At 73.8% G+C, this 24,137-nt stretch carries 19 protein-coding genes; 9 read left to right on the top strand and 10 right to left on the bottom strand.

What is annotated here, in order from left to right; genetic code table 11:
* Positions 1 to 67 precede the first annotated feature (67 nt).
* Positions 68 to 436, bottom strand: a complete 369-nt coding sequence (locus ACIO92_RS22380; RefSeq protein WP_402059892.1) for a hypothetical protein — start codon at positions 434 to 436, stop codon at positions 68 to 70.
* 436 nt (positions 437 to 872) lie between these two features.
* On the opposite strand from ACIO92_RS22380, the gene ACIO92_RS22375 reads away from it, so the two are divergent.
* Genes ACIO92_RS22375 through ACIO92_RS22360 form a run of 4 tightly spaced genes read left to right on the top strand, consistent with a single transcriptional unit; the run spans position 873 to position 5,337 of the window.
* The gene (locus ACIO92_RS22375) at positions 873 to 3,872 is read left to right on the top strand and encodes a nitrate- and nitrite sensing domain-containing protein (protein ID WP_402059889.1); all 3,000 of its coding nucleotides are present in this window, start codon (positions 873 to 875) and stop codon (positions 3,870 to 3,872) included.
* Positions 3,869 to 4,315, top strand: coding sequence for a roadblock/LC7 domain-containing protein (locus tag ACIO92_RS22370; protein WP_351795414.1), 447 nt, complete (start codon positions 3,869 to 3,871; stop codon positions 4,313 to 4,315). The genes ACIO92_RS22375 and ACIO92_RS22370 overlap by 4 nt, the downstream gene beginning before the upstream one ends.
* 10 nt (positions 4,316 to 4,325) lie before the next feature.
* The gene (locus ACIO92_RS22365; RefSeq protein WP_366445855.1) at positions 4,326 to 4,751 is read left to right on the top strand and encodes a DUF742 domain-containing protein; all 426 of its coding nucleotides are present in this window, start codon (positions 4,326 to 4,328) and stop codon (positions 4,749 to 4,751) included.
* Complete coding sequence (locus ACIO92_RS22360) at positions 4,732 to 5,337, top strand: ATP/GTP-binding protein (RefSeq protein WP_366445854.1); 606 nt, start codon at positions 4,732 to 4,734, stop codon at positions 5,335 to 5,337. Before ACIO92_RS22365 ends, ACIO92_RS22360 begins: the two co-directional genes overlap by 20 nt.
* Before the next feature lie 123 nt (positions 5,338 to 5,460).
* Here the strand turns inward: ACIO92_RS22360 and ACIO92_RS22355 are convergent, their stop codons facing one another.
* The 3 genes from ACIO92_RS22355 to ACIO92_RS22345 form a co-directional block, all read right to left on the bottom strand.
* The gene (locus tag ACIO92_RS22355; protein ID WP_402284244.1) at positions 5,461 to 6,618 is read right to left on the bottom strand and encodes a lipid-transfer protein; all 1,158 of its coding nucleotides are present in this window, start codon (positions 6,616 to 6,618) and stop codon (positions 5,461 to 5,463) included.
* 26 nt (positions 6,619 to 6,644) lie between these two features.
* Positions 6,645 to 7,175: a Zn-ribbon domain-containing OB-fold protein gene (locus ACIO92_RS22350; RefSeq protein ID WP_401237845.1), complete on the bottom strand. Its 531-nt coding sequence runs from the start codon at positions 7,173 to 7,175 to the stop codon at positions 6,645 to 6,647.
* A gap of 81 nt (positions 7,176 to 7,256) precedes the next feature.
* Positions 7,257 to 8,078 (bottom strand): M15 family metallopeptidase, encoded by an 822-nt coding sequence (locus tag ACIO92_RS22345; RefSeq protein ID WP_402284227.1) that lies wholly within the window; start codon positions 8,076 to 8,078, stop codon positions 7,257 to 7,259.
* 59 nt (positions 8,079 to 8,137) lie between these two features.
* On the opposite strand from ACIO92_RS22345, the gene ACIO92_RS22340 reads away from it, so the two are divergent.
* Positions 8,138 to 8,647 (top strand): NUDIX domain-containing protein, encoded by a 510-nt coding sequence (locus ACIO92_RS22340; protein WP_366445851.1) that lies wholly within the window; start codon positions 8,138 to 8,140, stop codon positions 8,645 to 8,647.
* 176 nt (positions 8,648 to 8,823) lie between these two features.
* Here the strand turns inward: ACIO92_RS22340 and ACIO92_RS22335 are convergent, their stop codons facing one another.
* The gene (locus ACIO92_RS22335) at positions 8,824 to 11,214 is read right to left on the bottom strand and encodes a glycoside hydrolase family 31 protein (RefSeq protein WP_402284224.1); all 2,391 of its coding nucleotides are present in this window, start codon (positions 11,212 to 11,214) and stop codon (positions 8,824 to 8,826) included.
* A gap of 214 nt (positions 11,215 to 11,428) precedes the next feature.
* On the opposite strand from ACIO92_RS22335, the gene ACIO92_RS22330 reads away from it, so the two are divergent.
* Positions 11,429 to 13,399 (top strand): acetoacetate--CoA ligase, encoded by a 1,971-nt coding sequence (locus tag ACIO92_RS22330; RefSeq protein ID WP_401237853.1) that lies wholly within the window; start codon positions 11,429 to 11,431, stop codon positions 13,397 to 13,399.
* A gap of 43 nt (positions 13,400 to 13,442) precedes the next feature.
* On the opposite strand, the gene ACIO92_RS22325 is transcribed toward ACIO92_RS22330, so the two are convergent.
* Together ACIO92_RS22325 and ACIO92_RS22320 are read right to left on the bottom strand one after the other, a co-directional pair.
* Positions 13,443 to 14,537 (bottom strand): CU044_5270 family protein, encoded by a 1,095-nt coding sequence (locus ACIO92_RS22325; RefSeq protein ID WP_402284221.1) that lies wholly within the window; start codon positions 14,535 to 14,537, stop codon positions 13,443 to 13,445.
* The gene (locus ACIO92_RS22320) at positions 14,534 to 15,325 is read right to left on the bottom strand and encodes a sigma-70 family RNA polymerase sigma factor (protein WP_402284218.1); all 792 of its coding nucleotides are present in this window, start codon (positions 15,323 to 15,325) and stop codon (positions 14,534 to 14,536) included. The genes ACIO92_RS22325 and ACIO92_RS22320 overlap by 4 nt, the downstream gene beginning before the upstream one ends.
* A gap of 419 nt (positions 15,326 to 15,744) precedes the next feature.
* On the opposite strand from ACIO92_RS22320, the gene ACIO92_RS22315 reads away from it, so the two are divergent.
* Positions 15,745 to 17,352: a serine protease gene (locus tag ACIO92_RS22315; protein ID WP_402284216.1), complete on the top strand. Its 1,608-nt coding sequence runs from the start codon at positions 15,745 to 15,747 to the stop codon at positions 17,350 to 17,352.
* A gap of 390 nt (positions 17,353 to 17,742) precedes the next feature.
* On the opposite strand, the gene ACIO92_RS22310 is transcribed toward ACIO92_RS22315, so the two are convergent.
* On the bottom strand, positions 17,743 to 19,062 hold the full coding sequence (locus ACIO92_RS22310) for an aminotransferase class I/II-fold pyridoxal phosphate-dependent enzyme (RefSeq protein WP_366445844.1): 1,320 nt from the start codon (positions 19,060 to 19,062) through the stop codon (positions 17,743 to 17,745).
* A 46-nt stretch (positions 19,063 to 19,108) separates the two neighbouring features.
* Here ACIO92_RS22310 and ACIO92_RS22305 point away from each other — a divergent pair, with 46 nt between their 5' ends.
* Positions 19,109 to 20,392, top strand: coding sequence for an MFS transporter (locus ACIO92_RS22305; protein WP_401237861.1), 1,284 nt, complete (start codon positions 19,109 to 19,111; stop codon positions 20,390 to 20,392).
* Positions 20,393 to 20,418: 26 nt separating this feature from the next.
* The gene (locus ACIO92_RS22300; RefSeq protein WP_401237863.1) at positions 20,419 to 21,318 is read left to right on the top strand and encodes a hypothetical protein; all 900 of its coding nucleotides are present in this window, start codon (positions 20,419 to 20,421) and stop codon (positions 21,316 to 21,318) included.
* A gap of 72 nt (positions 21,319 to 21,390) precedes the next feature.
* Here the strand turns inward: ACIO92_RS22300 and ptsP are convergent, their stop codons facing one another.
* Positions 21,391 to 23,061, bottom strand: coding sequence for a phosphoenolpyruvate--protein phosphotransferase (ptsP, locus tag ACIO92_RS22295; protein ID WP_402284212.1), 1,671 nt, complete (start codon positions 23,059 to 23,061; stop codon positions 21,391 to 21,393).
* Positions 23,062 to 23,141: 80 nt separating this feature from the next.
* On the bottom strand, positions 23,142 to 23,591 hold the full coding sequence (locus ACIO92_RS22290) for a PTS glucose transporter subunit IIA (protein WP_351795455.1): 450 nt from the start codon (positions 23,589 to 23,591) through the stop codon (positions 23,142 to 23,144).
* Positions 23,592 to 24,137: the final 546 nt, after the last annotated feature.

Here is a 24,137-nt window from a genome sequence, read left to right as displayed (position 1 = left end):
CCGCAGGAGCCGGACGCCCTTCCCGTACGGGGCGAGGTCACCGCCCCGTGGACGGCCGGTCAGACCGTCAGGCCGCCTCCGACAGCGGCACGGTCTCCGTGCGCTCCGCCGCGCGCTTGGCGCGCGGCGACGGACGGGCCGTGCTGCTCGGCTCCGACACCACGCCATGGCGCTGGCGCCAGACCTGACGGGTGATCCAGACGTCCAGGACGCTCCAGGTGGCCACCACGGTCGAGGCGACCGCCGTGACCGTGACCGGGAACGCCATCCAGGAACCCGCCACACTGCACAGGAACGCCACCACTGCCTGGATCAGCGTCACCGATGTGATCATCACCGCGCGTACCGCCGCGTTGCGCACCGGGTCCGGCATCCGCTGAGTGCCCCGCTCCTCCTCCATCCACAACTGCCGCGCCGACCGCGCCTCGTGTCCCATGGTCCTGTCACTCCCCACCGCTGAACGACTCCAGGGGTGGCTGCCCGCCTTGAGTGTCTTTACGCGGACAGAGCCCTCCCCGTACTTATTGACGCACGACCGAGGTAAAAGGTTTCGCCCGACCCCCGTGAAACATGCGACACGAGCGAACGGAACAGAAAGTTCCAGCCATCTCCCCGAGTGGGTGAAATGGCGTGCCATCAGGTGTCCTGCGCCACAGTGGCCGATCCCAACTCCCCGAATACCGGGACATCTCATGATCAACGCTCACTCGACAGGCTGAAAATAGCCCGGACACGCCTTCGAGATGGTCTTGATGCAGTAGTAGGCTCGCGCCGCCATTTGTTGAAACCGAAGGTTGACGCCGCGTGTTGACGCCGGACGTCACCAACGTGAAGGCCCCCCGCGACGAGCGGGGGCCGAGCTGGGGGAGGCCATGCGCTTTCGCGGGAAGTCCATCCGCCGGAAGATCGTGGCGTTGCTGCTCGTACCGCTCGTCTCCCTCACCGGGCTCTGGGCGTTCGCCACGGCCCTCACCGGCCGCGAGGCCGACCAGCTCCTCGACGTCGGCTACATCGTCGACAAGGTCGGCTACCCCCTGGAGGACACCGCCCGGGTCATCCAGCTCGAACGCCGCCAGTCCCTGATCTACCTCGCCGACCCCCGGGGCTCCGAGGCGCTCGACTCGCTGCGCGAGACCCGCGAGGCCACCGACCGGCAGATCGCCCGCATCCGCGCCAACGCCGGAGACCCCGGCGTCCGCGAGGAGATGCGGTCCGTCACCGCCCAGCGGCTCACCTCCCTCCTCGAAGCGTTCGACGGCCTCGACTCCCTGCGCCGCTCCGTGGAGAAGCGCGATGTCGGCCGGATCCAGACCCTGGAGTTCTACAACCGGCTCGTCGACCCCTGCTACAGCTTCCTCATCACCCTCCACGCCCTGGAGAACGTGGAGATGGACAAGCAGGGCCGGGCCCTCGTCGGCATCACGCGCGCACGCGAACTGCTCTCCCAGGAGGACGCCCTCGTCCTCTCCGCGCTCGTCGCGGGCCGCATCACCCGCGAGGAGGTCCGCGCCGTCTCGGACCTGGTCGCCAAGCGCACCCTGTTCTACGAGGTCAACCTCGAAGTCCTGCCCTCCGCCGAGCGCGACCACTTCGAGAAGTACTGGCGCAGCCCCGACACCCAGCCGCTGCGCGCCGCCGAGAACGCGATCCTCGAAGAGGGCCCCACCGACACCCCGCGCGCCGTCACCGCGGCCCACTGGCAGGACCGGGCGGGCCCCGTCCTCGACGACCTCGCCCGTGAGAACACCGCCGCGGGCGACCGCTACCAGGAGCGGGTCCGGCCCGCCGCGTACAGCGTCCTGATCAAGGTCGGCGTCGCGGGCGTCCTCGGCTTCCTCGCGCTGCTCGCCTCGGTCGTCATCTCCGTCCGCGTCGGCCGCTCCCTCGTCCGCGACCTGCGCCGCCTCCAGAAGGAGGCCCAGGAGGTCTCCGGGGTCCGGCTGCCCAGCGTGATGCGCAGGCTCGCCGCGGGCGAACAGGTCGACGTCGGCACCGAGGTGCCCCACCTGCGGTACGACGAGGACGAGGTCGGCCGGGTCGGCCAGGCCCTCAACACCCTCCAGCGCGCCGCCGTCGAGGCCACCGTCAAGCAGTCCGAGCTCCGCCGGGGCGTCTCCGAGGTGTTCGTCAACCTCGCCCGGCGCAACCAGGTCCTGCTGCACCGCCAGCTCACCCTCCTCGACACCATGGAGCGGCGCACCGAGGACACCGACGAGCTGGCCGACCTCTTCCGCCTCGACCACCTCACCACCCGTATGCGGCGGCACGCCGAGGGTCTCGTCATCCTCTCCGGCGCCGCCCCCTCCCGGCAGTGGCGCAAGCCGGTCCAGCTCATGGACGTGGTCCGCGCCGCCGTCGCCGAGGTCGAGGACTACGAGCGGATCGAGGTGCGCAGGCTCCCGCGCCTCGGCGTGGGCGGACCCGCCGTCGCGGACCTCACCCACCTCATCGCCGAACTCCTGGAGAACGCCACGGTGTTCTCGCCCCCGCACACCGCCGTGCAGGTCCTCGGCGAGCGCGTCGCCAACGGCTTCACCCTGGAGATCCACGACCGCGGCCTCGGCATGAACGCCGACGCCCTGCTCGACGCCAACCTCCGGCTCGCCGAGACCCCCGAGTTCGAGCTGTCGGACACCGACCGCCTCGGCCTCTTCGTGGTCAGCCGCCTCGCCCAGCGCCAGAACGTCCGGGTCTCGCTCCAGACCTCCCCCTACGGGGGGACCACCGCGGTCGTCTTCATCCCGGCGGCCCTGCTGACCGACGCGCCCGAGACCCAGGGCGCGGGATTCCGTCTGGACCGCAAGACCCCGGACCGGGCCGGTACGACCGGCACCGGCCCCGACGGCACCCCCGCGCTGCCGAGCCGCCGTCCGGCGCTGGCCCGCGTCCCGGACGTCGTCGAGGCGCCGGGCCCGCTCGACGGTCCCGTCGAGCTCGAAGGACCGGTCGGCGCCGAGGACCTCGACGTGCTGCTCGACCGTTCGGCGGACCTGCTCGACAGCGACAGCGAGCGCGGTGGCCTCTTCCGGCCCCGACGCGGGCGCCGCACGGGCCCGGGACCGCACGGGCAGGCCCAGGACCGGCCGGACGGCCACGGCGACGAGGAAGACCCGGCCGACGGCCCGGCGCCGCTGCCGCGCCGCCGCCCCACCCCGACCCTGGTGGTGGACCACGGCCGCCGCGTCGACGAACCGGACCGCGTGCCCGGCCTCCCGGACCGCGCGGGTACGTCCCAGGACCGGACCGGCGCCCCCCAGGACCGGACCCGTACGCCCCAGGGCCGTACGGACTCCGTCCCGGACCCCGCCCACGGACTCCCCGCCCACGGCCACGAGCTCCCCGCCCTGGAGCAGCCGCTCACCGGCCGGGCGCACCCCGCTCCGGGACGTCACCCGGGGAACCCGGACGCCCCCGGCCGGGCGGCGGACGCCCCCGGCCACCCCGGCACCGGCCACGGGAGCACCGGCCACCAGGACACGAGCCACCCCGGCACCGGCCACCACGGCCACGGTGCGGGACGGGACCAGCGGGGCTCCGGCCCCGCCCTCTTCCCCGTACCGGCCGAGGGTCCCGTCCGGGCGGACGGCCCCGAGCCCTTCGGCGGACTGCCCCGCCGGGTCCGCCAGGCCAGCCTCGCGCCGCAGCTGCGCGGGACGGAAGGACCGGACGGAACCCGTACGGGTTCCCGCGTCGGCGCCCGTACGGGAAGGGCCGGTTCCGCCGAGGGCCCGGACTCCTTCGAGCGCGACGCCGACGAGGTGCGCGCCCGCATGGCCGCCATGCAGCGCGGCTGGCAGCGCGGGCGCGGCCACGACGCCGATCCGGACGAACCGACAGCACCAGGAACGACACCCGAGGGGGACGGTCGATGACCGCACCGAACGCCGCAGCACCCAGCACGTCCGGTCACGCACACGGGCACGGCGAGCTGAACTGGCTCCTGGACGAGCTCGTCCAGCGGGTCGGCTCGATCCGCAAGGCCCTCGTGCTCTCCAGCGACGGCCTCCCCACCGGTGCGTCCCGGGACCTGACCCGCGAGGACGGCGAGCACCTGGCCGCCGTGGCCTCCGGTTTCCACAGCCTCGCCAAGGGCGTCGGCCGCCACTTCGAGGCGGGCAAGGTCCGCCAGACGGTCGTCGAGCTGGAGGAGGCCTTCCTCTTCGTGACGGCCGCCGGGGACGGCAGTTGCCTGGCCGTGCTCGCGGACTCCGATTCCGACATCGGCCAGGTCGCCTACGAGATGACGCTGATGGTGAAGCGGGTCGGGGCCCACCTCACGACGGCCCCCCGGTCCGGTCTGCCCTCGGGAGGGTGAGCGGGACGGCATGACAGACGCAGCCGAGCGGAACCAGGTGAACCAGGGCCGGACCCCCGGCCACCACCACTGGTTCGACGACGAGGCGGGACCGGTGGTCCGTCCGTACGCGATGACCCGCGGCCGGACGAGCGCCGCCACCCGCCACCGACTCGACCTCATCGCGCTGGTCGTCCCCGAACCCGCCGCCGACGACCCCGGCCGGGACCAGTCGCTCTCCCCCGAGCACGTGGAGATCGTCGAACGCTGCTCCGAGCAGCCCCAGTCGATCGCCGAGCTCGCCGCGGGACTCGACCTCCCCGTAGGGGTCGTCAGGGTCCTCGTCGGTGATCTCGTCGAGGACGAACTCGTCCATGTGACCCGCCCCGTTCCGCCGGCCGAACTGCCGGACGTGAGCATTCTCCGCGAGGTGATCAATGGCCTTCGGGCGCTCTAGCCGCAAACACCCCTACGTCGAACCGATGACCCTGAAGATCCTCGTCGCGGGCGGGTTCGGGGTCGGCAAGACGACACTGGTGGGCGCGGTCAGCGAGATCAGGCCGCTGCGGACCGAGGAGGTCCTCAGCGAGGCGGGGCGGCCCGTCGACGACCTGCACGGGGTCGAGGCCAAGAAGACCACCACGGTCGCCATGGACTTCGGCCGGATCACCCTCCGCGAGGACCTCGTCCTGTATCTGTTCGGCACCCCCGGCCAGGACCGCTTCTGGTTCCTCTGGGACGAGCTGGCACAGGGCGCGCTCGGCGCGGTCGTCCTCGCGGACACCCGCCGTCTGGAGGAGAGCTTCGCGGCCATCGACTACTTCGAGCGGCGCGGCATCCCGTTCACGGTGGCCGTCAACTGCTTCGAGGGCGCCCAGCGGTTCCCCGCGGAGAGCGTGCGCGGGGCGCTCGACCTCGACCCCGAGGTGGAGCTGGTCATGTGCGACGCACGGAACCGCGAGTCCGTGAAGAACGTGCTGGTGGCCGTCGTCGAGCACGCGCTCGTCCTCGCGGACCGGAGCCACGCGACGGCCACCCCCTGAGCGACCCTCAGGGACCTCGGGGGCTTCCGGCCCCTCAAGATCCTTGAGGTCCTCAGCTCCCCAGCTCCTCAGCTCCTCAAGGTCTTCAGGGTCCTCAGGGTCCTCAGGGACCTCAGGGGACGGTCAGCGCACGGCCACCACCGCCGACCCGTGCCCGAACAGGCCCTGGTTCGCGGTGATGCCGACCCGGGCCCCCGGCACCTGCCGCCCGCCCGCCGTGCCCCGCAGCTGCCAGGTCAGCTCGCAGACCTGGGCGATGGCCTGCGCGGGCACCGCCTCCCCGAACGAGGCGAGCCCGCCGCTGGTGTTGACGGGGACGCGTCCGCCCAGCGCGGTGGCGCCCTCCCCGAGCAGCTTGGCGCCCTCGCCCGGCGGACAGAGCCCGATGTCCTCGTACCACTCCAGTTCCAGGGCGGTGGACAGGTCGTACACCTCCGCGAGCGACAGGTCCTCGGGCCCGATCCCCGCCTCCTCGTAGGCGGCGCGCGCGAGGGAGGCACGGAAGGCGTACGGGGCCGGGGCGACGGCCACCGCCGAGTCCGTCGCGATGTCCGGCAGGTCGAGCACCGTCCTGGGGTAGGTGGGGGAGACCGTCGACACGGCCCTGATCCGTACGGGATCGGGGTGCCCGTGCGCGCGGGCGAAGTCCATTCCGGACAGGACGAGCGCGGCCCCGCCGTCCGAGGTGGCGCAGATGTCGAGGAGCCGCAGCGGATCGGCGACCACGGCGGAGGCGGCGACCTCCTCGGCGGTCACCCGGGTCCGGTAGCGGGCCAGCGGGTTGAGCGCCCCGGCCGCCGCGTTCTTCACCTTGACCCGGGCGAAGTCCTCGGGGGTGTCGCCGTACAGCGCCATCCGGCGGCGGGCGGCGAGGGCGAAGTACGTGGGATTGGTGGCCCCCAGCACCCGGAACCGCAGCCAGTCGGGGTCGTCGGGCCGGTCGCCCCCGGCGGGGGCGAAGAAGCCCTTGGGCGCCGAGTCAGCGCCGACCACCAGGACCACGTCCGTGAGACCGGCCAGGATCTGGGCCCGTGCGACCGCGACGGCCTGGGCGCCCGAGGCACAGGCCGCGTAGACGCTGGTGACCCGAGCGCCCTGCCAGCCGAGGGCCTGGGCGAACGTCGCCCCGGCCACATAGCCGGGGTAGCCGCAGCGCACGGTGTCGGCGCCGACGACCGAGCCGACGTCGGTCCAGTCGAGCCCGGCGTCGGCGAGCGCGGCACGGGCGGCGGCCGTCCCGTAGGTGACGAAGCGGCGCCCCCACTTGCCCCAGGGGTGCATCCCCGCCCCGAGCACCGCGATGTCGTTCACGACCGCTCCTCCCGCTCGCCCGGGACGGAACCCTGAGACCCGGGGGTGGAACCCTGAAGTCCGGGAGCGGCCCCCTGAGTCCCCCCTACGGGCCGCCAGTTCCAGGTGGTCCAGATGTGCCGCTCGTCCTCGTTGAGGACCCCGGGCACCACCTCGACCTCCGTGCCGACGGCGAGATCGGCCGTGGTGACGCCGGGCGCGGCCTGCCCGAGGACCACCATCGCCTCCGCCGCCAGCTCCACGGCGACAAGGGTGTACGGCTCCCAGGGGGCGTCCGGGTCGGACACGTAGGGGGCGGGCGGGCGGTACCGGCCGTCGGTGTACGACCAGACCCGGCCGCGCGGCGAGAGCGGGACCTCGACGAGTTCCCCGCCCGCGCAGAGCGGATTGCGGCAGGCGTCGTCCTCACGGGGGAAGAACACCGAGGCGCAGGCCGCGCAGCGGGTTCCGAGCAGCCGGAACCGGTCCTCCGGCACGGTGTCGTCGGTGAACCACCCGGCCACCACCGGTCTGCGCGTCCCTGCCATCGAGGTCTCCCGTACCGTCGGCCATCCCGTATCTGACGAACCGTCAGGAGTGTGGCACGGGAGACCGGCCCAGGGAAGACGTCAGTGACCGGCCACCGACCGCCGGGCCACCGGGAAGTCGAAGAAGGTGCCGGGGAAGGGCTCCGGCTCGAACGTGAAGTGCCACCACTCCTCCGGAAGGTTCACGAAGCCCTGCCTGGCGAGCACCCCCTTGAGCAGCTGCCGGTTCGCCCGGGGTCCGCCCACGATCCTCGGGTCGTCGGTGTGCGAGCGGGTGTCGAAGCAGTCGTAGCCGGTGCCCATGTCCACGGAGTTGTCCGGGAAGCGCTCCGCCCGGGGCGCGAAGCACTCCACCAGGTCCTCGCCCGGCACGTACGCGCGCGTGGGCGCGGCCGGGAGGCGTACGAGCGTCAGGTCCACCGTCGAACCCCGGCTGTGCCCGGACTTCTCCGCGATGTAACCGTCCTCGAACAGCCTCGACTTGTCGACGAGCGGATAGAACTCCCCCTTCATCCGCTCGTCCGCCGGGTCCTCCGCCCAGCGCACGAAGTGGTCGACCGCCCGCTGCGGCCGGTAGCAGTCGTACACCTTCAGCGTGTACCCCCGGGCCAGCAGTCGCTTCTGCGCCCGGCGCAGTGCCTCGGCGGCGGGCCGGGTCAGGATGCACAGCGGCTGCCGGTAGCCGTCCACCGGCGCGCCCACGAAGTTGTGCCGGGTCGTGTAGCGCATCTCCTGGAGGATCGTCGGGTCGACCGAGGAGAGCGCCACGAACTCCCCGGGCGCCCCGGGTTCCGGCGCGGCCGAGGCCGGGGGAGCGGGGGTGGAGAGGGCGCCCGCGGCGGCGAGCAGCCCGGCCGAAGCCATGACGGCGAGGGTACGGAGGGCGGGGACGAGTCCTGTCATGCGCACCGTCTACCAGTTCCGGCAGCGCCGGGAAAGGGTGCGCGGGTACGGTCGGCGGGGTGAAGGACACCCATGACACGCACTGTTCCTCCTGCGGCGCCGCCCACCGGGCCGCCGCGGGGTGGCCCCGCACCTGCCAGGTCTGCGGTGCCACCGCGTACCGCAACCCGCTGCCCGTCGCCGTCGCCCTCCTGCCGGTCACGGACGGCGGCGGTACGGGTCTCGTCGTCATCACCCGCACCATCGAGCCCGCGCGGGGCGGGGTGGCCCTGCCGGGCGGCTTCATCGACCACGGCGAGGACTGGCGGGCCGCCGTCGTCCGCGAGCTGCGCGAGGAGACCGGCATCGAGGCCCCCGCCGAGGACGTCCGGCTCGCCGACGCGATGAGTTCCCCGGCCGGGCACCTCCTCCTCTTCGGCCTCCTCCCGCCCCGCGCGGCGAGCGCGCTCCCGCCCTCCGTCGCCACGGACGAGACGAGCGGCCACCACCTGCTCTCCGCACCCCAGGACCTGGCCTTCCCCCTCCACACGAGGGCGACGGCGAAGTGGTTCGCGGGGGACTACGGCTGACGGAACGGGTTCACGACCCAGGCCACCCGATACGGCTCCGCAGCCGCACGGGCCGCACGGGCCGCACGGGCCGCACGGGCCGCACGGGCCGCACGGGCCGCACGGGCCGCACGGGCCGCACGGGCCGCACGGGCGCGAGCCGGAGCGGCCCCCGCCGCCTCGCGGCCCCGCCCCCATCACACCCCCGCCCCTCCCTCCCCGAGTCCCCGGACCCGCACCGGGAGTTCCGGCTCCTCCGGTCCGTCGTCCGTCACCCGTTCCACCACCACCCGGCCGTCCACCAGGCGCGACTGGTACCGCTCGATCTCGCCCGGCTCCCACCCGTCCCCGGTGTCCCGTACGACGAGTCCGCCACCCGTCCGTCCCGGCGCGGGCGCCCACACCTCCAGGGCCGGACCACCGTCGTCGCCGCGCACCGGAAGCACCGCCCCGGCCCGTGCCAGCACCGGCACCCGGGACAGCGGCGCGTCGAGCAACACCTGCCCGGGACCCTCGTACGCCCGGCCCGTCGCCGTGTCGTACCAGCGCCCGCGCGGCAGCCTGACCGCCCGCCGGTCGGCGCCCCCGGTGAGGACGGGCGCCACGAGCAGCGCGTCACCGAGCAGGAACGCGTCCTCGCAGTCCCGCAGCGCCCGGTCCTCCGGCGTCCCCCACCACACGGGCCGGACGTACGGGGCGCCCGTCATCCGGGCGAGCCGGGCCAGGGTCGTGAAGTACGGCCGCAGACGCTCCCGTTCCGCCAGCGCCACGCGCGCGTGCTCCAGGACCTCGGGCCCGAACTCCCAGGGCTCGCGCCGCCCCGCGCCGATCGCCGCGTGGGTGCGGAACAGCGGCAGCCACGCCCCCAGCTGGTACCAGCGCAGGAACAGCTCGGGCGAGGGCGAGCCGTCGAACCCGCCCACGTCGGGCCCCGAGTACGGCACCCCGCAGAGCCCGAGCCCCAGCACCAGGGCGAGCGACGCCCGCAGCCCCGGCCAGCCCGTGGACACATCGCCCGACCAGGTGCCCCCGTACCGCTGCATCCCGGCCCAGCCCGAGCGGGAGAAGAGGAAGGGCCGTTCGCCGGGCCGCAGCCGCCGCAGCCCCTCGTAACCGGCACGGGCCATCATGAGCCCGTACACGTTGTGTGCCTCGCGGTGGTCGCCGCCCCGCCCGTCGAGCGCGTGGCGCGCCGAGCGGGGCAGCGTCGGATCGCCGAAGGGGACGAAGGAGACGGGCTCGTTCATGTCGTGCCAGACCCCGGCGAAGCCCTGCCGGAGCCGCTCCTCGTACAGCCCGCCCCACCACTCCCGTACCGCCGGATCGGTGAAGTCCGGATAGGCGCAGGTACCGGGCCACACCACCCCGTGCAGCTCCGCGCCCGCCGCGTCCCGGACGAACGCCCCGGCCGCCCGCCCGGAGTCGTACACCGTGTTCCCCGGCTCCGCCCGCACCGCCGGGTCCACGATCGACACCAGCCGCACACCCTGCTCCCGCAGTTCCGCCGCGAGCCCCGGCAGATCGGGGAAACGGTCCCGGTCGACCGTGAACACCCGGTGCCCGTCGTAGTGGTCGATGTCCAGATGTACGGCGGACAGGGGCAGCCCCCGCTCCCGGTACCCCGCCACCACCCGCCGGACCTCCTGGGCGCTCCCGAAGCCCCAGCGGGCGTGCTGCGGCCCCAGCGCCCAGGCGGGCGGCAGTGCGGGCGCGCCGGTGAGCGCCGCCCAGTGGTGGAGCACGCGCGCGGGGGTGCCGACCACCACCCAGCAGCGCAGCGGCCCGCCGTCCACCCGGACCTCGCAGGTCGCGGGGCGGTCGTGTCCCGAGCCCGCCCCCTCCTCGCCCTCCGCGAGGGTGACCCGGCCGTCCCAGGTGTTGTCGTGGAAGGCGAGGTGCGTCCCGGCGTCCGACACGACGAACTGCACCGGCATGGTGATGTACAGGGGATCGTCCCCCGGACCGAAACCGCCCTGGGGGTCGGTGTTCCACAGCCGGTACGAGCCGTCCCGCAGGCGTGGCCCCGACGCCCGGCCGCCGAGCCCGAAGAACCGCGCGTCGGCGGGCAGTTCGCTGCGCTGCGTCCAGCGCGCGGACCCCCCGGATGCCCGGCCGCCCTCCTCGTCCACCGGTTCCCACCAGCGGGGCGGCAGATCCCTGCGCAGCATCACCCCGCCCGGCGTCCGCACCTCCACCGCCCCGTGCCGGGAGACCGCCACCGTCACCCGCTCCGAGACGATCCGCCAGCCGCCGCCGGTGTCCGGTTCGAGCAGGGCCCGGGGGTCCGGATCGGGGGCCCCGCCCGCCAGCGCGTACGAGGGGAGCGGCCCTGCTCCGTCCCAGGCCCAGAACACGGTGCCGACCGCCGAGACGGAGACCCTCAGGACGGACCGCGCGAACCGGATGGTCCCCCCGCCGGGTGCGGCCTCCGCGACCACCGCGAGCCCCGGCACCCGGGCCCGCTCCGGACCCCTCGGCGGCAGCGCCCGCGCGTCCGTGCGCCGCTGCCGCCACGCCACCGCCACCGTCCGCCGTCCCCGAGCCGAGCCGAACGCCTTGATCGAACGCACCAGTTCACGACCGTCCATACGGCTCACCCTGCCACCCACCAGGGACGGAACCGCCTCCGTTCAGCTTTCGTTCACCCGTGCTGGGAGCACATGTTCAACTCTCCGACCATGGGCGGGCAGCCCTGGTGCGAAAGACGATCACATGGCATCGTCCTGTCAGCCGCGTCACGCGCACACCCCAGCACGTGCGCGGGACACACGCCGACCCGCGTACAGCCAGGGAGCAGCCCCCATGACATCAGCGCAGACCGAGCCGCTCTGGCAGCCCGACGAGGAGCAGATCGCCTCGGCCGCCGTCACCCGCTTCCAGACCTGGGCGGCCGAGCACCACGGCGCCCCGGCCGAGGGCGGGTACCCGGCGCTCCACCGCTGGTCGGTCGACGAGCTGGAGACCTTCTGGCAGGCGGTCGTCGAATGGTTCGACATCCGCTTCGCCACCCCGTACGAGCGGGTCCTCGGCGACCGCTCCATGCCGGGCGCCGACTGGTTCCCCGGGGCCACCCTCAACTACGCCGAGCACGCACTGCGCGCCGCCGACGAGCGCCCCCACGACACGGCCCTGCTCCCTGTGGACGAGACACATGAGCCGGCCCCCGTGACCTGGGCCGAGCTGCGCCGTCAGGTCGCCTCCCTCGCCGCCGGACTCCGCGAACTCGGCGTACGGCCCGGCGACCGCGTCAGCGGCTATCTGCCCAACGTGCCGCAGGCGGTCGTCGCCCTGCTCGCCACCGCCGCCGTCGGCGGCGTGTGGACCTCCTGCGCCCCGGACTTCGGCGCCCGCAGCGTCCTCGACCGCTTCCAGCAGGTCGAGCCGGTCGTCCTGTTCACCGTCGACGGCTACCGCTACGGGGGCAAGGAACACGACCGCCGCGACACCGTCGCCGAACTCCGCGCCGAGCTGCCCACCCTGCGCGCGGTCGTCCACATCCCGCTCCTCGGCACCCCGGCGCCCGAAGGGGCCCTCGACTGGGCCGGTCTCGTCGCCGCCGACGTCGAGCCGGTCTACGAACAGGTCCCGTTCTCGCACCCGCTGTGGGTCCTGTACTCCTCCGGCACGACCGGTCTGCCGAAGGCGATCGTCCAGTCCCAGGGCGGCATCCTCGTCGAGCACGTCAAGCAGCTGGGGCTGCACTGCGACCTCGGCCCCGAGGACGTGTTCTTCTGGTACACCTCCACCGGCTGGATGATGTGGAACTTCCTCGTCTCCGGCCTCCTCACCGGTACGACCGTCGTCCTGTACGACGGAAGCCCCGGCTACCCGGACATCGCAGCCCAGTGGCGCGTCGCCGAACGCACCCGCGCCACCCTGTACGGCACCTCCGCCGCGTACGTCATGGCCTGCGCCAAGGCGGACGCGCACCCGGGCCGGGACTTCGACCTCTCGTCCGTGAAGTGCGTCGCCACCACCGGCTCCCCGCTGCCGCCCGACGGTTTCCGCTGGCTGCACGACGAGGTCCGCGAGAACCTCTGGATCGCCTCCGTCAGCGGCGGCACCGACGTCTGCTCCTGCTTCGCGGGCGCCGTGCCGACCCTCCCGGTCCACATCGGCGAGCTCCAGGCGGCGGGTCTCGGCACCGACCTCCAGTCCTGGAACCCCTCGGGCGAGCCGGTGATCGACGAGGTCGGCGAACTGGTCGTCACCAAGCCCATGCCGTCGATGCCGATCCGCTTCTGGAACGACCCCGACGGCAGCCGCTACCGCGACAGCTACTTCGAGATGTTCCCGGGCGTCTGGCGCCACGGCGACTGGATCACGATCACCGACCGCGGTTCGGTCGTCATCCACGGCCGCTCCGACTCCACCCTGAACCGGCAGGGCGTGCGCATGGGGAGCGCCGATATCTATGAGGCCGTCGAACGGCTCCCTGAGATCCGCGAGTCCCTCGTGATCGGCCTGGAGGAGCCGGACGGCGGCTACTGGATGCCGCTCTTCGTCCACCTGGCGGAGGGCGCCACCCTGGACGACGAGCTGATCGCCCGCATCAAGGGCACGATCCGCACGGAACTGTCCCCGAGGCACGTCCCCGACGAGATCATCGAGGTGCCGGGCGTTCCGCACACCCTCACCGGCAAGCGGATCGAGGTCCCGGTCAAGAGGCTGCTCCAGGGCACACCGCTGGCCGAGGCCGTCAACGCGGGTTCCGTCGACGACCTCGGCCTGCTGCGCTTCTACGAAGCCCTGGCGGCCTCCCGCAGAGGCTGACGCGGGCCCCCGGGAGCCTCGGTACCCCCGGGGAACCCGTACGTCAGGCCCGCGCCGCGCCGGGCAGCTCGCCGGGGGCGGTGGCCGCCGCCTTGGCCAGCACCGCCGAGACACCCAGGACGGTGCCAGCGGGCCCGGCAGACGTGGCTTCGGTCAGGACCGTGCGCTCCCCGAGGAACGCCGACGTCGCCCGGTCGAAGATCCACTGGGTCTGCGCGCCACCGGAGGTACGTGCCACGGCGACGCCCTCACGGCCCGCCGCGTCCTTCGCGGACGGCAGCACGGTGACCCCGGGGACGCGCGCGGCCGCCTCGTACAGCGCGGCGGTGACCTTCGGCGGCGCCCAGGTCTCGGCGAGCAGCGTCCCGATCGCGGTGAACGCGCGCTGGTCCGTGTCGCCCCCGGCCCGGCCGGTCTCGGCACGGATCAGGCGCAGCAGCGCGTCCGGGTCCGTCGGAAGCGTCGCCACGTACGCGTGGGTGGGGTGCGTGACGGACGGCGGCGCCATGTCGATGGTGGTCTTCCGGGGGGTGGCGCCCCGGTGGTCCAGCTCGTACACGGGCGCCCGTGCGCCGAGTTCCACATCGGCGGCGCCGGGTTCGCGCAGCAGACCGGCGCGACTGCCGTCGGCGGACAGCCACACCTCGCGCCGGTGGACGGCCGGGAGCGCGGCGGCCCCGCCGGAGGCGGCCCGGCCCGCGTGGGCGACCAGGCTCCGGACGTAGACGTACCCGTCGGCCCGGACGTCCGGCGGGGGAGCCGCGGCGGCGGCGAGCGCGGCCCGGGTCAGCACCTGGCCCGCGCCGCCCGGGGCCCGCTGTCCCACCTGGGAACGGTCGGGGCCCCCGGCGGGTGCCTCCTGGAGCGCGAACACGGCGACACCGGCCACCATCGCGCAGGCGACGACCGGCGCGGCGAGCCCGGCGAGGCGGAACCCGGGGCGCCGCACGGGGGACGGTCGGCGGTCCGGACCGTCCCCGGCGAGCGCGGTCCGCAGCACGGTGTGCCGCAGACCGGGCGCGGGCTCGGGCACCGGCGGCGGGGGCAGCAGCTCGGTGAGTTCGGCGCGCAGCAGCTCGTCGGCTGCCGCGCGCGCGTGGCCCTGGGCGTGCGGCGGGCGGGGGGCGAAGGCGTTCATGCCTGGTTCTCCGGGATCGGTCGGGGCACGAGGGCGGCGGGACGGGCGGCGGAACGGGCGGGCGTACTTCCGGGGCCGTCCCCGGCCCCGGTACGCGCGGGCGTGGGGGCGGGCGGCCGGGCCGAGGAGGAAGCGGGCGGGGACGCGGTCCCGCCGGGGGAGGGGACGGCGGCCGCTCCCGGTCCCGGGGAACGGACGGCGGCCGCTCCCCGGGACCGGACGGCGACTCCGGCCGCCCGGTCCTTCCGGCGCACCGCGCGCAACTCGGCGTCGGCGAGCTTCCGGAGCCGTTCACGGGCCCTGGACAGCCGCGACCGCACGGTCCCGACCGGCACCCCCAGGGCTTCCCCCGCGGCGGCGTAGTCGAGCCCGGCCCACACCACGAGGGTGAAGACCTCCCGCTCGCGCCGCCGCAGCTTCCCGAGCGCGGCGCGGGCGGCCCGTACCTGCTCCCCGTCGGTCATCCGGGCGAGGACGTCGTCGGCGAAGTCCGGCAGGACACCGCGCTCGGGCATCCGGGCCAGGGCCGCGTCGCGCCGCCGGGCCTCCCGGGCGGCGCCCCGCATGATGTTGGTCGCGATGCCCAGCAGCCAGGGGCGCAGGCTGCCGCCGTCGGCGTGCACCTTCCCCCGGCAGCGCCAGGCCTCCAGGAAGGCGGCGGACACGACGTCCTCCGCGGCCGCGCGGTCCCCGCAGACCCGGTGGGCGTAGTGGTACAGCACGCGTGCGTGCTCGTCGTACGCCTCCCCGAGCGCCGAGGGGTCCCCGGCGCGGAAACGATCTCTCATAGGTGATTCCACATCTGGCACTGGGCCCTGGTTCGTCCGGGTTCCCGTGACCTGGACCACACCCGCCCGCACCCCGGGGCGGACGGCGGGTCCCGCGTCCGGGCGAGTCCCGGCCCGGCGAGTCCCAGCCCTGGGGAGTCCGGTCCCGGAGAGCCCTGGTCCCGGAGAGATCCGGCCCTGGCGAGTTCACGCCCCAGTGGGTCCCGGCCCCTGACAGACCTCGGCCGGGCACCTCCCAGCCCGCCGAGCCCGGCCGGAAGCACTCTCCTCAGCAGGAAGCGCCTGGCCGGAACCACTCCCTCTCCCGGCCGGAACCCCCGGCCGGAAACCCCCGGCGGGAAGAGCGCTCAGCCCCCCGCCCCCGGGCCGATGTGGCGCAGGTCACCGGAACGCGGCGCGCGGTACGAGCAGTGCTGATCATGAACGATTCCTCGACACCCCTGCGTACCTCCACGGCCACCGGACGCGGCACCACCCGCCGCGCCGCCCTGCGCGCCCTGGCCGTGGCCACGGTCCTCGCGGGCACCTCGCTCTCGGTGCCGCCGCCGAGCGCCGTCGCCGCGGACCCTGCCGAGACGTACACCCTCACCATCCGCCACCTCGACCGGCAGGGAGCCGCCACCGGCGACTACCTGACCCACGTCACCGGCATCTCCGGCCCCGGCGCGGCCGAGGCGGTCGCGCCCCACGACGCCTCCGGGACCGTCACCGTCCGCCTGCCCAAGGGCCGCTACCTGCTCGACTCCACCCTGGAGAAGGGTTCCGAGGTCGACTGGATCGTCCAGCCCCGCCTCGACCTGACCGGCGACACGACCGTCACCGTCGACGCCCGCACCACCGCCCCCGTGGACGTCCGCCCGCCGGAGCGGGGCGCCCGCTACCGCAGCGGCATCGGCTACGTCCAGGTCACCCACGAGGGCACCACCCGCTCCGCCAACATCATCATGGCCGGCGACAACCTGCGGGTGGCCCACCTCGGCCCCGCCGCCGAACCCGGCTCCGTCAAGGAGTGGTTCGACAACTACTGGACGGGCGCCTCCCAGGACTACGCGCTCGGCTACACCTTCACCTCCACGCACGCCCAGACCGGCGTCGTCCGCCGCCCGACGACCGCCTCGCTGGCCACCCTCAAGATCCGGGGCGCCGCCACCGAGGGCGCGACCGGCACCGCCTTCGTCTCCGTCCAGCCCGCCGAGGGCACCACCATCGGCCTCGGCCGGGCGCTCCAGCCGGCCGACACCGCCACCGTCCTCGTGACACCGGAACGGGGGACGTGGGACGTCGACTACACGGGCCCCGCCACTCCGGAGACCCGCCCCAACCAGTACATGGCCGAGGGCATCGCGGTCCGCGCGGGCGCCACCGTGACCAAGACCTTCGACAACGCGGTCTTCGGCCCCGCGATCGACGGGGCGCCCAGTGCCCGTCCGGCAGGCGTCCGCGACGGCGACTCCCTCACGCTCGACATCCCGCTGCTCGCCGACGGCGACGGCCACACACCGTCCGCCCCGCGCTTCCTGGCCGCCACCACCACCCTCCAGCGCGACGGCGTCCTGATCGGCACCCGGCACGGCGCCCCCGGCCGCGCCACGTTCACCACCACCCCGGGCCGCGCCTCGTACCGGCTGACCGCCTCCGCGACACGCGGCGACGGCACGGCCTCACGCGGGCGCGTGACGGCCGCCTGGACCTTCTCCTCGGCCGGCACGACGACCCCGGCGGCGCTGCCGCTGAGCGCCGTCCGCTTCACCCCGGCCCTCGGCCTCGACGGCACCGGCCCGGCGGGCACCCCCGTCACCGTCCCGGTCACCGTCCAGGGCGCCGCCGCGACGACCGGCGTACGGTCCCTCACCGTGGCGCTCTCCACGGACGGCGGCGCCACCTGGTCCCGCGTCCCCGTCGCCGACGGCGCGGTGTCCTACCGCAACCCGGCCCCGGGCCGCTCCGTCTCGCTCCGCGCCGAACTGACCGACAGCCGGGGCAACACCCTGCACCAGACCCTGACCGAGGCCTACCGCACCCGCTGACCGGCCCTTGACCGCGAGCACTCCGGGGAAGCCACGCCCTCCCCGGAGCACCCGCCCGCGACCGTCGGGGGCATGACGCGAGGCTCCCGGCCCCGGCACGACACCCACCGCACCGCACCGCCCGGCAGAACCACTCAGTCCGACCCCCACCGCCCGGCACGGCCCACCGGCCGTGCCGGGCAAACACGTTCCGACCCGACCCCTGCCCGCCCCGCCTCGACCTGACCACCACTGCCCAACCACAGCCCGACCGCCCCCGCTCCGGCAGCCACGGAGCAAGCCCGGACCGGCTCCACAACTCCCCACAGCTCCCCACTCGCCCCGACAGCCCCACGCCCCCACCACAGTCCCCCCGGACCCCGGACCCCGGACCCCGGACCCCGGCTCCCCTCACCCCCCATACGTGGCCTGGGCGTCCCCGAGCACCTCGGCGAAGTCGGCCGCGAGCCGCGCCGCCTCGCCCACGTCGAGCGTCGCCGTCGTGATCCGTACGGCGGGCGGGGCCGCGATCCGGAACCGGGCCCCCGCCGCGACCCACCAGCCCTGCGTCCGCAACCCGTTGACCACCGCCGACTCGTCGCGCACCGGCACCCACACATTGAGCCCGCTCGCCCCCACGGCCCGGATGCCGTGCGCCCGGAGCGCGCCGATCAGCGCCGCGCGCCGTTCCGCGTACGCCTCCTCGCCCGCCGCCACGAGCGCGCGCACCGACGGGTCACCGAACAGCCCGGCCACCGTCTCCTGGAGCACATGGCTGACCCAGCCCGAGGTCATCAGCATCCGCCCGTCGTGCCGCGCGAGCGTCACCGGGTCACACGCGACCCCGGCCCACCGCAGGTCGATCCCGAGGTGCTTCGACACGGTCCGCACCTGCGCCCACCGGTCGAGCCCGGCCGCCGCCAGCGTGTGCGCCGCAGCCCCGCCGACCTCCGCGTTGTGGTCGTCCTCGACGACGAGGACCTCGGGGAACTCCCGGAGCACCGCCACCAGCTCGTCCCGCCGCGACCGGGTGAAGAACGCCCCGGTGGGGCACTGCCCCCGGGGACTGCACACCACCGCGCGCACCCCGCCGCGCAGCGCCGCCCGCAGCGACTCCGGCACGATCCCCTCGCCGTCGACCGCCACCGGGACCATCCGCAGACCCAGCGCGGGCACCAGATCGAGCAGATGGTGGAAACCGGGGTCCTCCACGGCCACCGCGTCACCGGGCCGCAGCTCGGTCGACAGGAGGCGCGCGATGCAGTCGAGCGCCCCGTGCGCGAACGTGACGTGCCGCGCGGGCACCCCGTCCCGCCCGAACCACTCCCGGGTGGCCCCTTCGAGAGCCGGGAGCCGGGGCGCGGCGCGATGGGACCCGTAGACCGGGCTGACCGTCGTCGGCGGTCGGAGTACGGGGAGGAAGGCCGGGTCCGGATGCCCGCCGGCCAGGTCCACCAGGCCCCGCGGGACGCGCGGGGGACGCCGGGAGGCCACCGACGGCACATCGGCCACGACGGTCCCGCCCCGGCCCCGGGTGAGGACGAGACCCCGTCGCCGCAGCTCCTTGTAGGCCGTCGCGACCGTCCCGGGACTCACCCCCAGATCGTCCGCGAGCCGCCGCACCGGAGGCAGGGCGTCGCCGGGCGAGAGTCCGCCCTCGGCCACACCGCGTTCCACGGACGCGGCGATCCCCTTGGCTGTCGTACCGTCGATCGCATATTGTGCTGCCACGTAATCAATTATGTACCGATACAAAGAAGTTCGCAAGGGGGACCCATTGAGCCGTACCACCCGCTTCACCGGACCAGCCCTCGAGGACCGCGTCCCCGGTGGCCCCGACGGGCGCCGGATGCTCCTCGTCAACTTCATCGACAAGTGCGGCACCGGACTCTGGTCCACGGCCATGGCCCTCTACTTCACCTACGTCACCGGCCTCGGCCTCGGACAGGTCGGCCTCCTCGTCGCCGTCTCCGGCGCGGCGGGCATCGCGGGCGCCCCGCTCGGCGGCGTCCTCGCCGACCGCTTCCCCCTCATCCGCGTCCTGATCTGCACCCAACTGCTGCGCGCGACGGCTCTCCTCGCACTCCTCACCACCGACGACTACCCGCTACTGGTCCTCATCTCCGCCGCGGGAGCCCTGCCCGACCGCGCCACCAACGTCCTCACCAAGCTCTACGCCGCCCGGGTCGCGGGCCCCGACCGCATCCGCTACCAGGCCATCAACCGCACCACCTCCAACATCGGCTGGACCCTCGGCGGACTCGGCGCCGCCGGAGCCCTCGCCGTCGGCACCACCACCGCGTTCCACCTGCTGCTCATCGGGGACGCGCTCTCCTACCTCGTGATGGCGGCCCTCACCCTCCGCTGCGCCGAACCCCCGGCCCCCGCCTCCCGCATCGCCGCCTCCTCCACCGGCCCCACCCCCACCGCCAAGCCCTCCAGTCCCTGGCGCGACCGGGGTTTCCTCGCCTTCACGGCGGGCGACGCGGTCTTCTTCCTCCACGACTCGATCCTCCAGGTCGCCCTGCCCCTCTGGATCGTCCACGCCACCGACGCCCCCGTCGGCCTCGCACCGCTCCTGATGGTCGCCAACAGCGCCCTCGTCGTCCTCTTCCAGGTCCCGCTCTCCCGCTTCGCCACCACCACCGAAGCCGCCCGCCGCCTGTTCCGCCCCCTCGCGGTCCTCTTCGCCGTCACCACCCTCGCCGTCGCCGCCTCCGCCCTCGGCGGCCAGACCCTCGCCGTCGCGGCCCTGGTCACCGCGACCGTCGCCCTGACCTTCGCCGAGATGCTCCACACCATCGCCTCCTGGGAGATCTCCGTCGCCCTGGCACCCGACGACGCCCAGGGCGCCTACCTCGGGGTCCACGGCCTCGCCCAGTCCACCCAGCGCTGCGCCGGCCCCCTCCTCATGACCGGCCTCATCGCCGCCGGTCCCCTCGCCTGGCCCGTCCTCGGCACCGCCCTCGTCGCCACCGCCGCCGCCCAGAGCCGACTCGTCCGCCGACGCCTCACCGGAACGTCACTGTCAGTGCCGAAGGTTACGGTGAGTGAGCACTGATCGGACCGTACGAGCAGGGGGAGAACATGACACGGACCGGCACCACCCCGGCAGGACTCCGCCGCGCCCTGCGCCGCGAAGTCCCCAGCACCGTCGGCCTCCTCGCCGACGAGCACGACTTCACCGCGATGCGCCGGTACAGGACCTTCGCCTTCGACGACCACACCACCTACCTCCGGCAGGTCGAAGCACTCCTCAAGACCCTCGCCACCCAGGGCGGCCCCACCACCGTCACCCTCTTCGACCCCGAGGAGTACGCGGCCTGGTGCGCCGAGACCGCCCTCGACCCCGACCACCCCACCACCCGGGGCCGCTTCACCGCCCACCTCGCCGCCACCGGAGCCCGCGTCACCTATACGGGCCAAGCCCTCAGCACCCTTCTGCCCGAGCTCGTCGACACCGCCGTACGCCACGCCACCTGGGAGTACGCCACCACCGTCCTCGCCACCACGGGCGACTGCGCCACCTGTGGCACGGACATCGGCAAGGCCGCCTTCGACCGGGCCGCCGAGCTCCTCACGCGGCTGCTCGCCGCCGTGGGACCCGGCACCCACCATCTCGTCTGCAGCGTTTCCGCGGCCGCCGACCAGCTGGTCGCCGCCCTCAGGGCCGACGGCACCACCGAGCCCGCCTCGGTCGCGGACGAGCCAGCCGCCGAGTTCACCGCCGTACTCGCCGCGGGCATCGCCCTCGGCACCCGCGGCGGCCTGGTCCTGCGCACCACCACCCCCGGGGCCCCCGACCGGCTCCACGGCTGGCGCCTCACCGGCGGCACCCTCACCCCCCTCACCGAGGCCGAGGTCTTCGCCGCCTACTGCACCGACAACCGCACCGGAGAACCCCTCCCGCCCGAACCGGGCGTCGAGCACCGCGCGGGCTTCCCCCTCACCACCGGACCCGACGACGAATGGACCACCCACCACTGACCCCACGCACGACGAAGGGGCTCCCCGTCACCACCGTGACGGAAAGCCCCTTCGTCCGGGCACTCCCGGGAATCACTCCCCGGACAGCACCGCCTGCGCGGCCAGCCGCGCCTCGTGCGCCGTGTCGGCGGCCCGCGCCGCCGCGGCGGCGCGCTCGCACTGCGCCAGCGTGTACTTGGCCAGCGTCGCCCGCACGTACGGGATCGACGCCGCGCCCATGGAGAGGGAGGTGACACCCAGCCCCGTCAGCACACAAGCGAGCAGCGGGTCGGCCGCCGCCTCGCCACAGACACCACAGCTCTTGCCCTCGGCCTTGGCCGCCTCGGCGGACAGCGCCACCAGGTCGAGCAGCGCGGGCTGCCACGGGTCCTGCAGCCGGGACACCGCACCGACCTGACGGTCGGCCGCGAAGGCGTACTGCGCGAGGTCATTGGTGCCCAGCGACAGGAACTCGACCTCCTGGAGGATCGAGCGCGCCCGCAGCGCGGCCGAGGGAATCTCGACCATCGCCCCGAACTTCGCCCGCAGCCCCGCCTCACGGCACGCGTCGGCGAACGCCTTCGCGTCCGTACGGTCGGCCACCATCGGCGCCATGACCTCAAGGTAGACGGGAAGCCCCTCGGACGCCTTCGCCAGCGCCGTCAGCTGCGTCCGCAGCACCTCCGGGTGCTCCAGGAGCGACCGCAGACCCCGCACACCGAGAGCCGGGTTCGGCTCGTCGGCGGGCGTCAGGAAGTCCAGCGGCTTGTCCGCACCGGCGTCCAGCACCCGCACGACCACACGGCCCTCGGGGAACGCCTCCAGCACCTTGCGGTAGGCCTCGACCTGAGTCTCCTCGGACGGCGCCTTCTTGCTGTCGTCGAGGAACAGGAACTCCGTACGGAACAGGCCCACGCCCTCCGCACCCGCCTCGACCGCCGCCGGAACGTCCGAAGGACCACCGATGTTGGCGAGCAGCGGCACCTTGTGCCCGTCCGAGGTGGCACCGGGACCGCTGGACGTGGCCAGCGCGGCCTTCCGTGCCGCGGCGGCCCGGGTCAGCTCCGCCTTCTTCTCCTCGCTCGGGTCCACGAAGATCTCACCGGTCGAACCGTCGACCGCGATCATCGTCCCCTCGGCCAGCTCGCCCGCACCCGGCAGCGCCACGATCGCGGGCACACCGAGGGCACGCGCCAGGATGGCGCTGTGGCTGGTCGGCCCGCCCTCCTCGGTCACGAAGCCGAGGACCAGCGCCGGGTCGAGCAGCGCCGTGTCGGCGGGGGCCAGGTCCCGCGCGATCAGCACGTACGGCTCGTCGCTGTCCGGCACACCCGGCATCGGCACGCCCAGCAGGCGCGCCACGATCCGGTTCCGCACGTCGTCCAGGTCCGCGACCCGGCCCGCCATGTACTCGCCGGCCCCGGCGAGGAGCTCGCGGTAGTGCGAGAACGCGTCGTAGATACCGCGCTCGGCCGTGCTGCCCACGGCGATACGGCGGTCGACGTCGGCGATGAGCTCGGGGTCCTGGGCGATCATCGCCTGGGCCTCGAGCACGTGCTGCGCCTCACCGCCGGCCAGATTGCCGCGCGCAATCAGGTCGGCAGCGACAGCTTCGACGGCCTGACGGGCGCGCCCCTGTTCGCGCTCCGCCTCGTCCGCCGGAATCTGCTTGGCCGGAGGTTCGAGAACCGCCGTGCCCATGTGCCGGACCTCGCCGATCGCCACACCGTGGCTGACGCCGACGCCTTGCAGCGTTGTCTCCATCTCACCTGTCTCCGATAGAGCGGCGGCACCGGCCGCCGCGATGAATGTCGAACTCGCGGTCGTCACGAGGACGATCCGGCTCAGCTCCAGCCGAAGAGCTCGTCGCCGGCCTTGACGTCGCGGTCCTCCGCGACATCGGAGAGCGAGTCCGCAGTGGCCTCCAGGGCCACGATGGGACAGATGGGGGACTTGCCGGCGGCCTCGACGTCGGCGGGGTTCCAGCGCACGACGGCCTGTCCGCGCGTCACGGTGTCACCCTTGTTCACGAGCAGCTCGAAGCCCTGCCCGTTCAGCTGAACGGTGTCGATGCCGAGGTGTGTCAGCACACCGTGCCCCTCGCCGTCGACGACGACGAAGGCGTGCGGGTGCATGGAGACGACGACCCCGTCGATGGGGGACACCGCCTCGGAGAGCTCACGTACGGGATCGATGGCGGTACCGGGACCGACCATCGCACCGGAGAAGACCGGGTCGGGAACTGCGGCGAGACCGATGGCGCGTCCGGCAAGCGGCGACGTCACGGTTGTCATGGGAAGCCTCCCAGGGGCGGAGATTGTGTGGCGCCGTCACTACCTGTCCTGGACGGCGTACTGTTCAGAAGCGTAAGTCATAAGAAGTCCCAGTTCCGCACGAGACGTACCAGTTGGGCGGAGCTAGGGACCACCGGAAACGATTTGCCTCTACTGGCGGTGGGATGTACTGTCGTACTCCTGCCTGGCCCCAACGCGACTTTCGAGTCGTGGGTCGGCAGCACCTACCAAGCCAGATCCTAACCCCCAGTGGTCTACACCTCTGCGTGCTCGCAGGGGAAGTGGTCGGGGAGGCCGAGAAAGCCTGGTAACGTTCAACCCCGCCGGGAACGGAAAGCGCGAAAGCGAATTCCAGCCCCAGCAGCCCGCTCCAGCGGGTGGCAGAAACGGAAATCGGATCTGCTAAGCTGGAAACACGAAATACCGAAGGAAGCGCCCCAAGGGCCTGGAGACAGGAACGAAGGAAGCGTCCGCACCTTGAGAACTCAACAGCGTGCCAAAAATCAACGCCAGATTAGTTGATACCCCGTCCATCTTCGGATGGTC

It is taken from the genome of Streptomyces sp. NPDC087215 (genome assembly GCF_044744885.1).
Classification (GTDB): Bacteria; Actinomycetota; Actinomycetes; order Streptomycetales; family Streptomycetaceae; genus Streptomyces.
This window is presented reverse-complemented; position numbering and strand designations above follow the sequence as displayed.

What these genes read in the sequence shown, in the direction of transcription:
- ACIO92_RS22380 (WP_402059892.1), bottom strand. Translation starts at nt 436, where the DNA reads ATGGGACACGAGGCGCGGTCGGCGCGGCAGTTGTGGATGGAGGAGGAG.
- ACIO92_RS22375 (WP_402059889.1), top strand. Translation starts at nt 873, where the DNA reads ATGCGCTTTCGCGGGAAGTCCATCCGCCGGAAGATCGTGGCGTTGCTG.
- ACIO92_RS22370 (WP_351795414.1), top strand. Translation starts at nt 3,869, where the DNA reads ATGACCGCACCGAACGCCGCAGCACCCAGCACGTCCGGTCACGCACAC.
- ACIO92_RS22365 (WP_366445855.1), top strand. Translation starts at nt 4,326, where the DNA reads ATGACAGACGCAGCCGAGCGGAACCAGGTGAACCAGGGCCGGACCCCC.
- ACIO92_RS22360 (WP_366445854.1), top strand. Translation starts at nt 4,732, where the DNA reads ATGGCCTTCGGGCGCTCTAGCCGCAAACACCCCTACGTCGAACCGATG.
- ACIO92_RS22355 (WP_402284244.1), bottom strand. Translation starts at nt 6,618, where the DNA reads ATGCACCCCTGGGGCAAGTGGGGGCGCCGCTTCGTCACCTACGGGACG.
- ACIO92_RS22350 (WP_401237845.1), bottom strand. Translation starts at nt 7,175, where the DNA reads ATGGCAGGGACGCGCAGACCGGTGGTGGCCGGGTGGTTCACCGACGAC.
- ACIO92_RS22345 (WP_402284227.1), bottom strand. Translation starts at nt 8,078, where the DNA reads ATGACAGGACTCGTCCCCGCCCTCCGTACCCTCGCCGTCATGGCTTCG.
- ACIO92_RS22335 (WP_402284224.1), bottom strand. Translation starts at nt 11,214, where the DNA reads ATGGACGGTCGTGAACTGGTGCGTTCGATCAAGGCGTTCGGCTCGGCT.
- ACIO92_RS22330 (WP_401237853.1), top strand. Translation starts at nt 11,429, where the DNA reads ATGACATCAGCGCAGACCGAGCCGCTCTGGCAGCCCGACGAGGAGCAG.
- ACIO92_RS22325 (WP_402284221.1), bottom strand. Translation starts at nt 14,537, where the DNA reads ATGAACGCCTTCGCCCCCCGCCCGCCGCACGCCCAGGGCCACGCGCGC.
- ACIO92_RS22320 (WP_402284218.1), bottom strand. Translation starts at nt 15,325, where the DNA reads ATGAGAGATCGTTTCCGCGCCGGGGACCCCTCGGCGCTCGGGGAGGCG.
- ACIO92_RS22315 (WP_402284216.1), top strand. Translation starts at nt 15,745, where the DNA reads ATGAACGATTCCTCGACACCCCTGCGTACCTCCACGGCCACCGGACGC.
- ACIO92_RS22300 (WP_401237863.1), top strand. Translation starts at nt 20,419, where the DNA reads ATGACACGGACCGGCACCACCCCGGCAGGACTCCGCCGCGCCCTGCGC.
- ptsP (WP_402284212.1), bottom strand. Translation starts at nt 23,061, where the DNA reads ATGGAGACAACGCTGCAAGGCGTCGGCGTCAGCCACGGTGTGGCGATC.
- ACIO92_RS22290 (WP_351795455.1), bottom strand. Translation starts at nt 23,591, where the DNA reads ATGACAACCGTGACGTCGCCGCTTGCCGGACGCGCCATCGGTCTCGCC.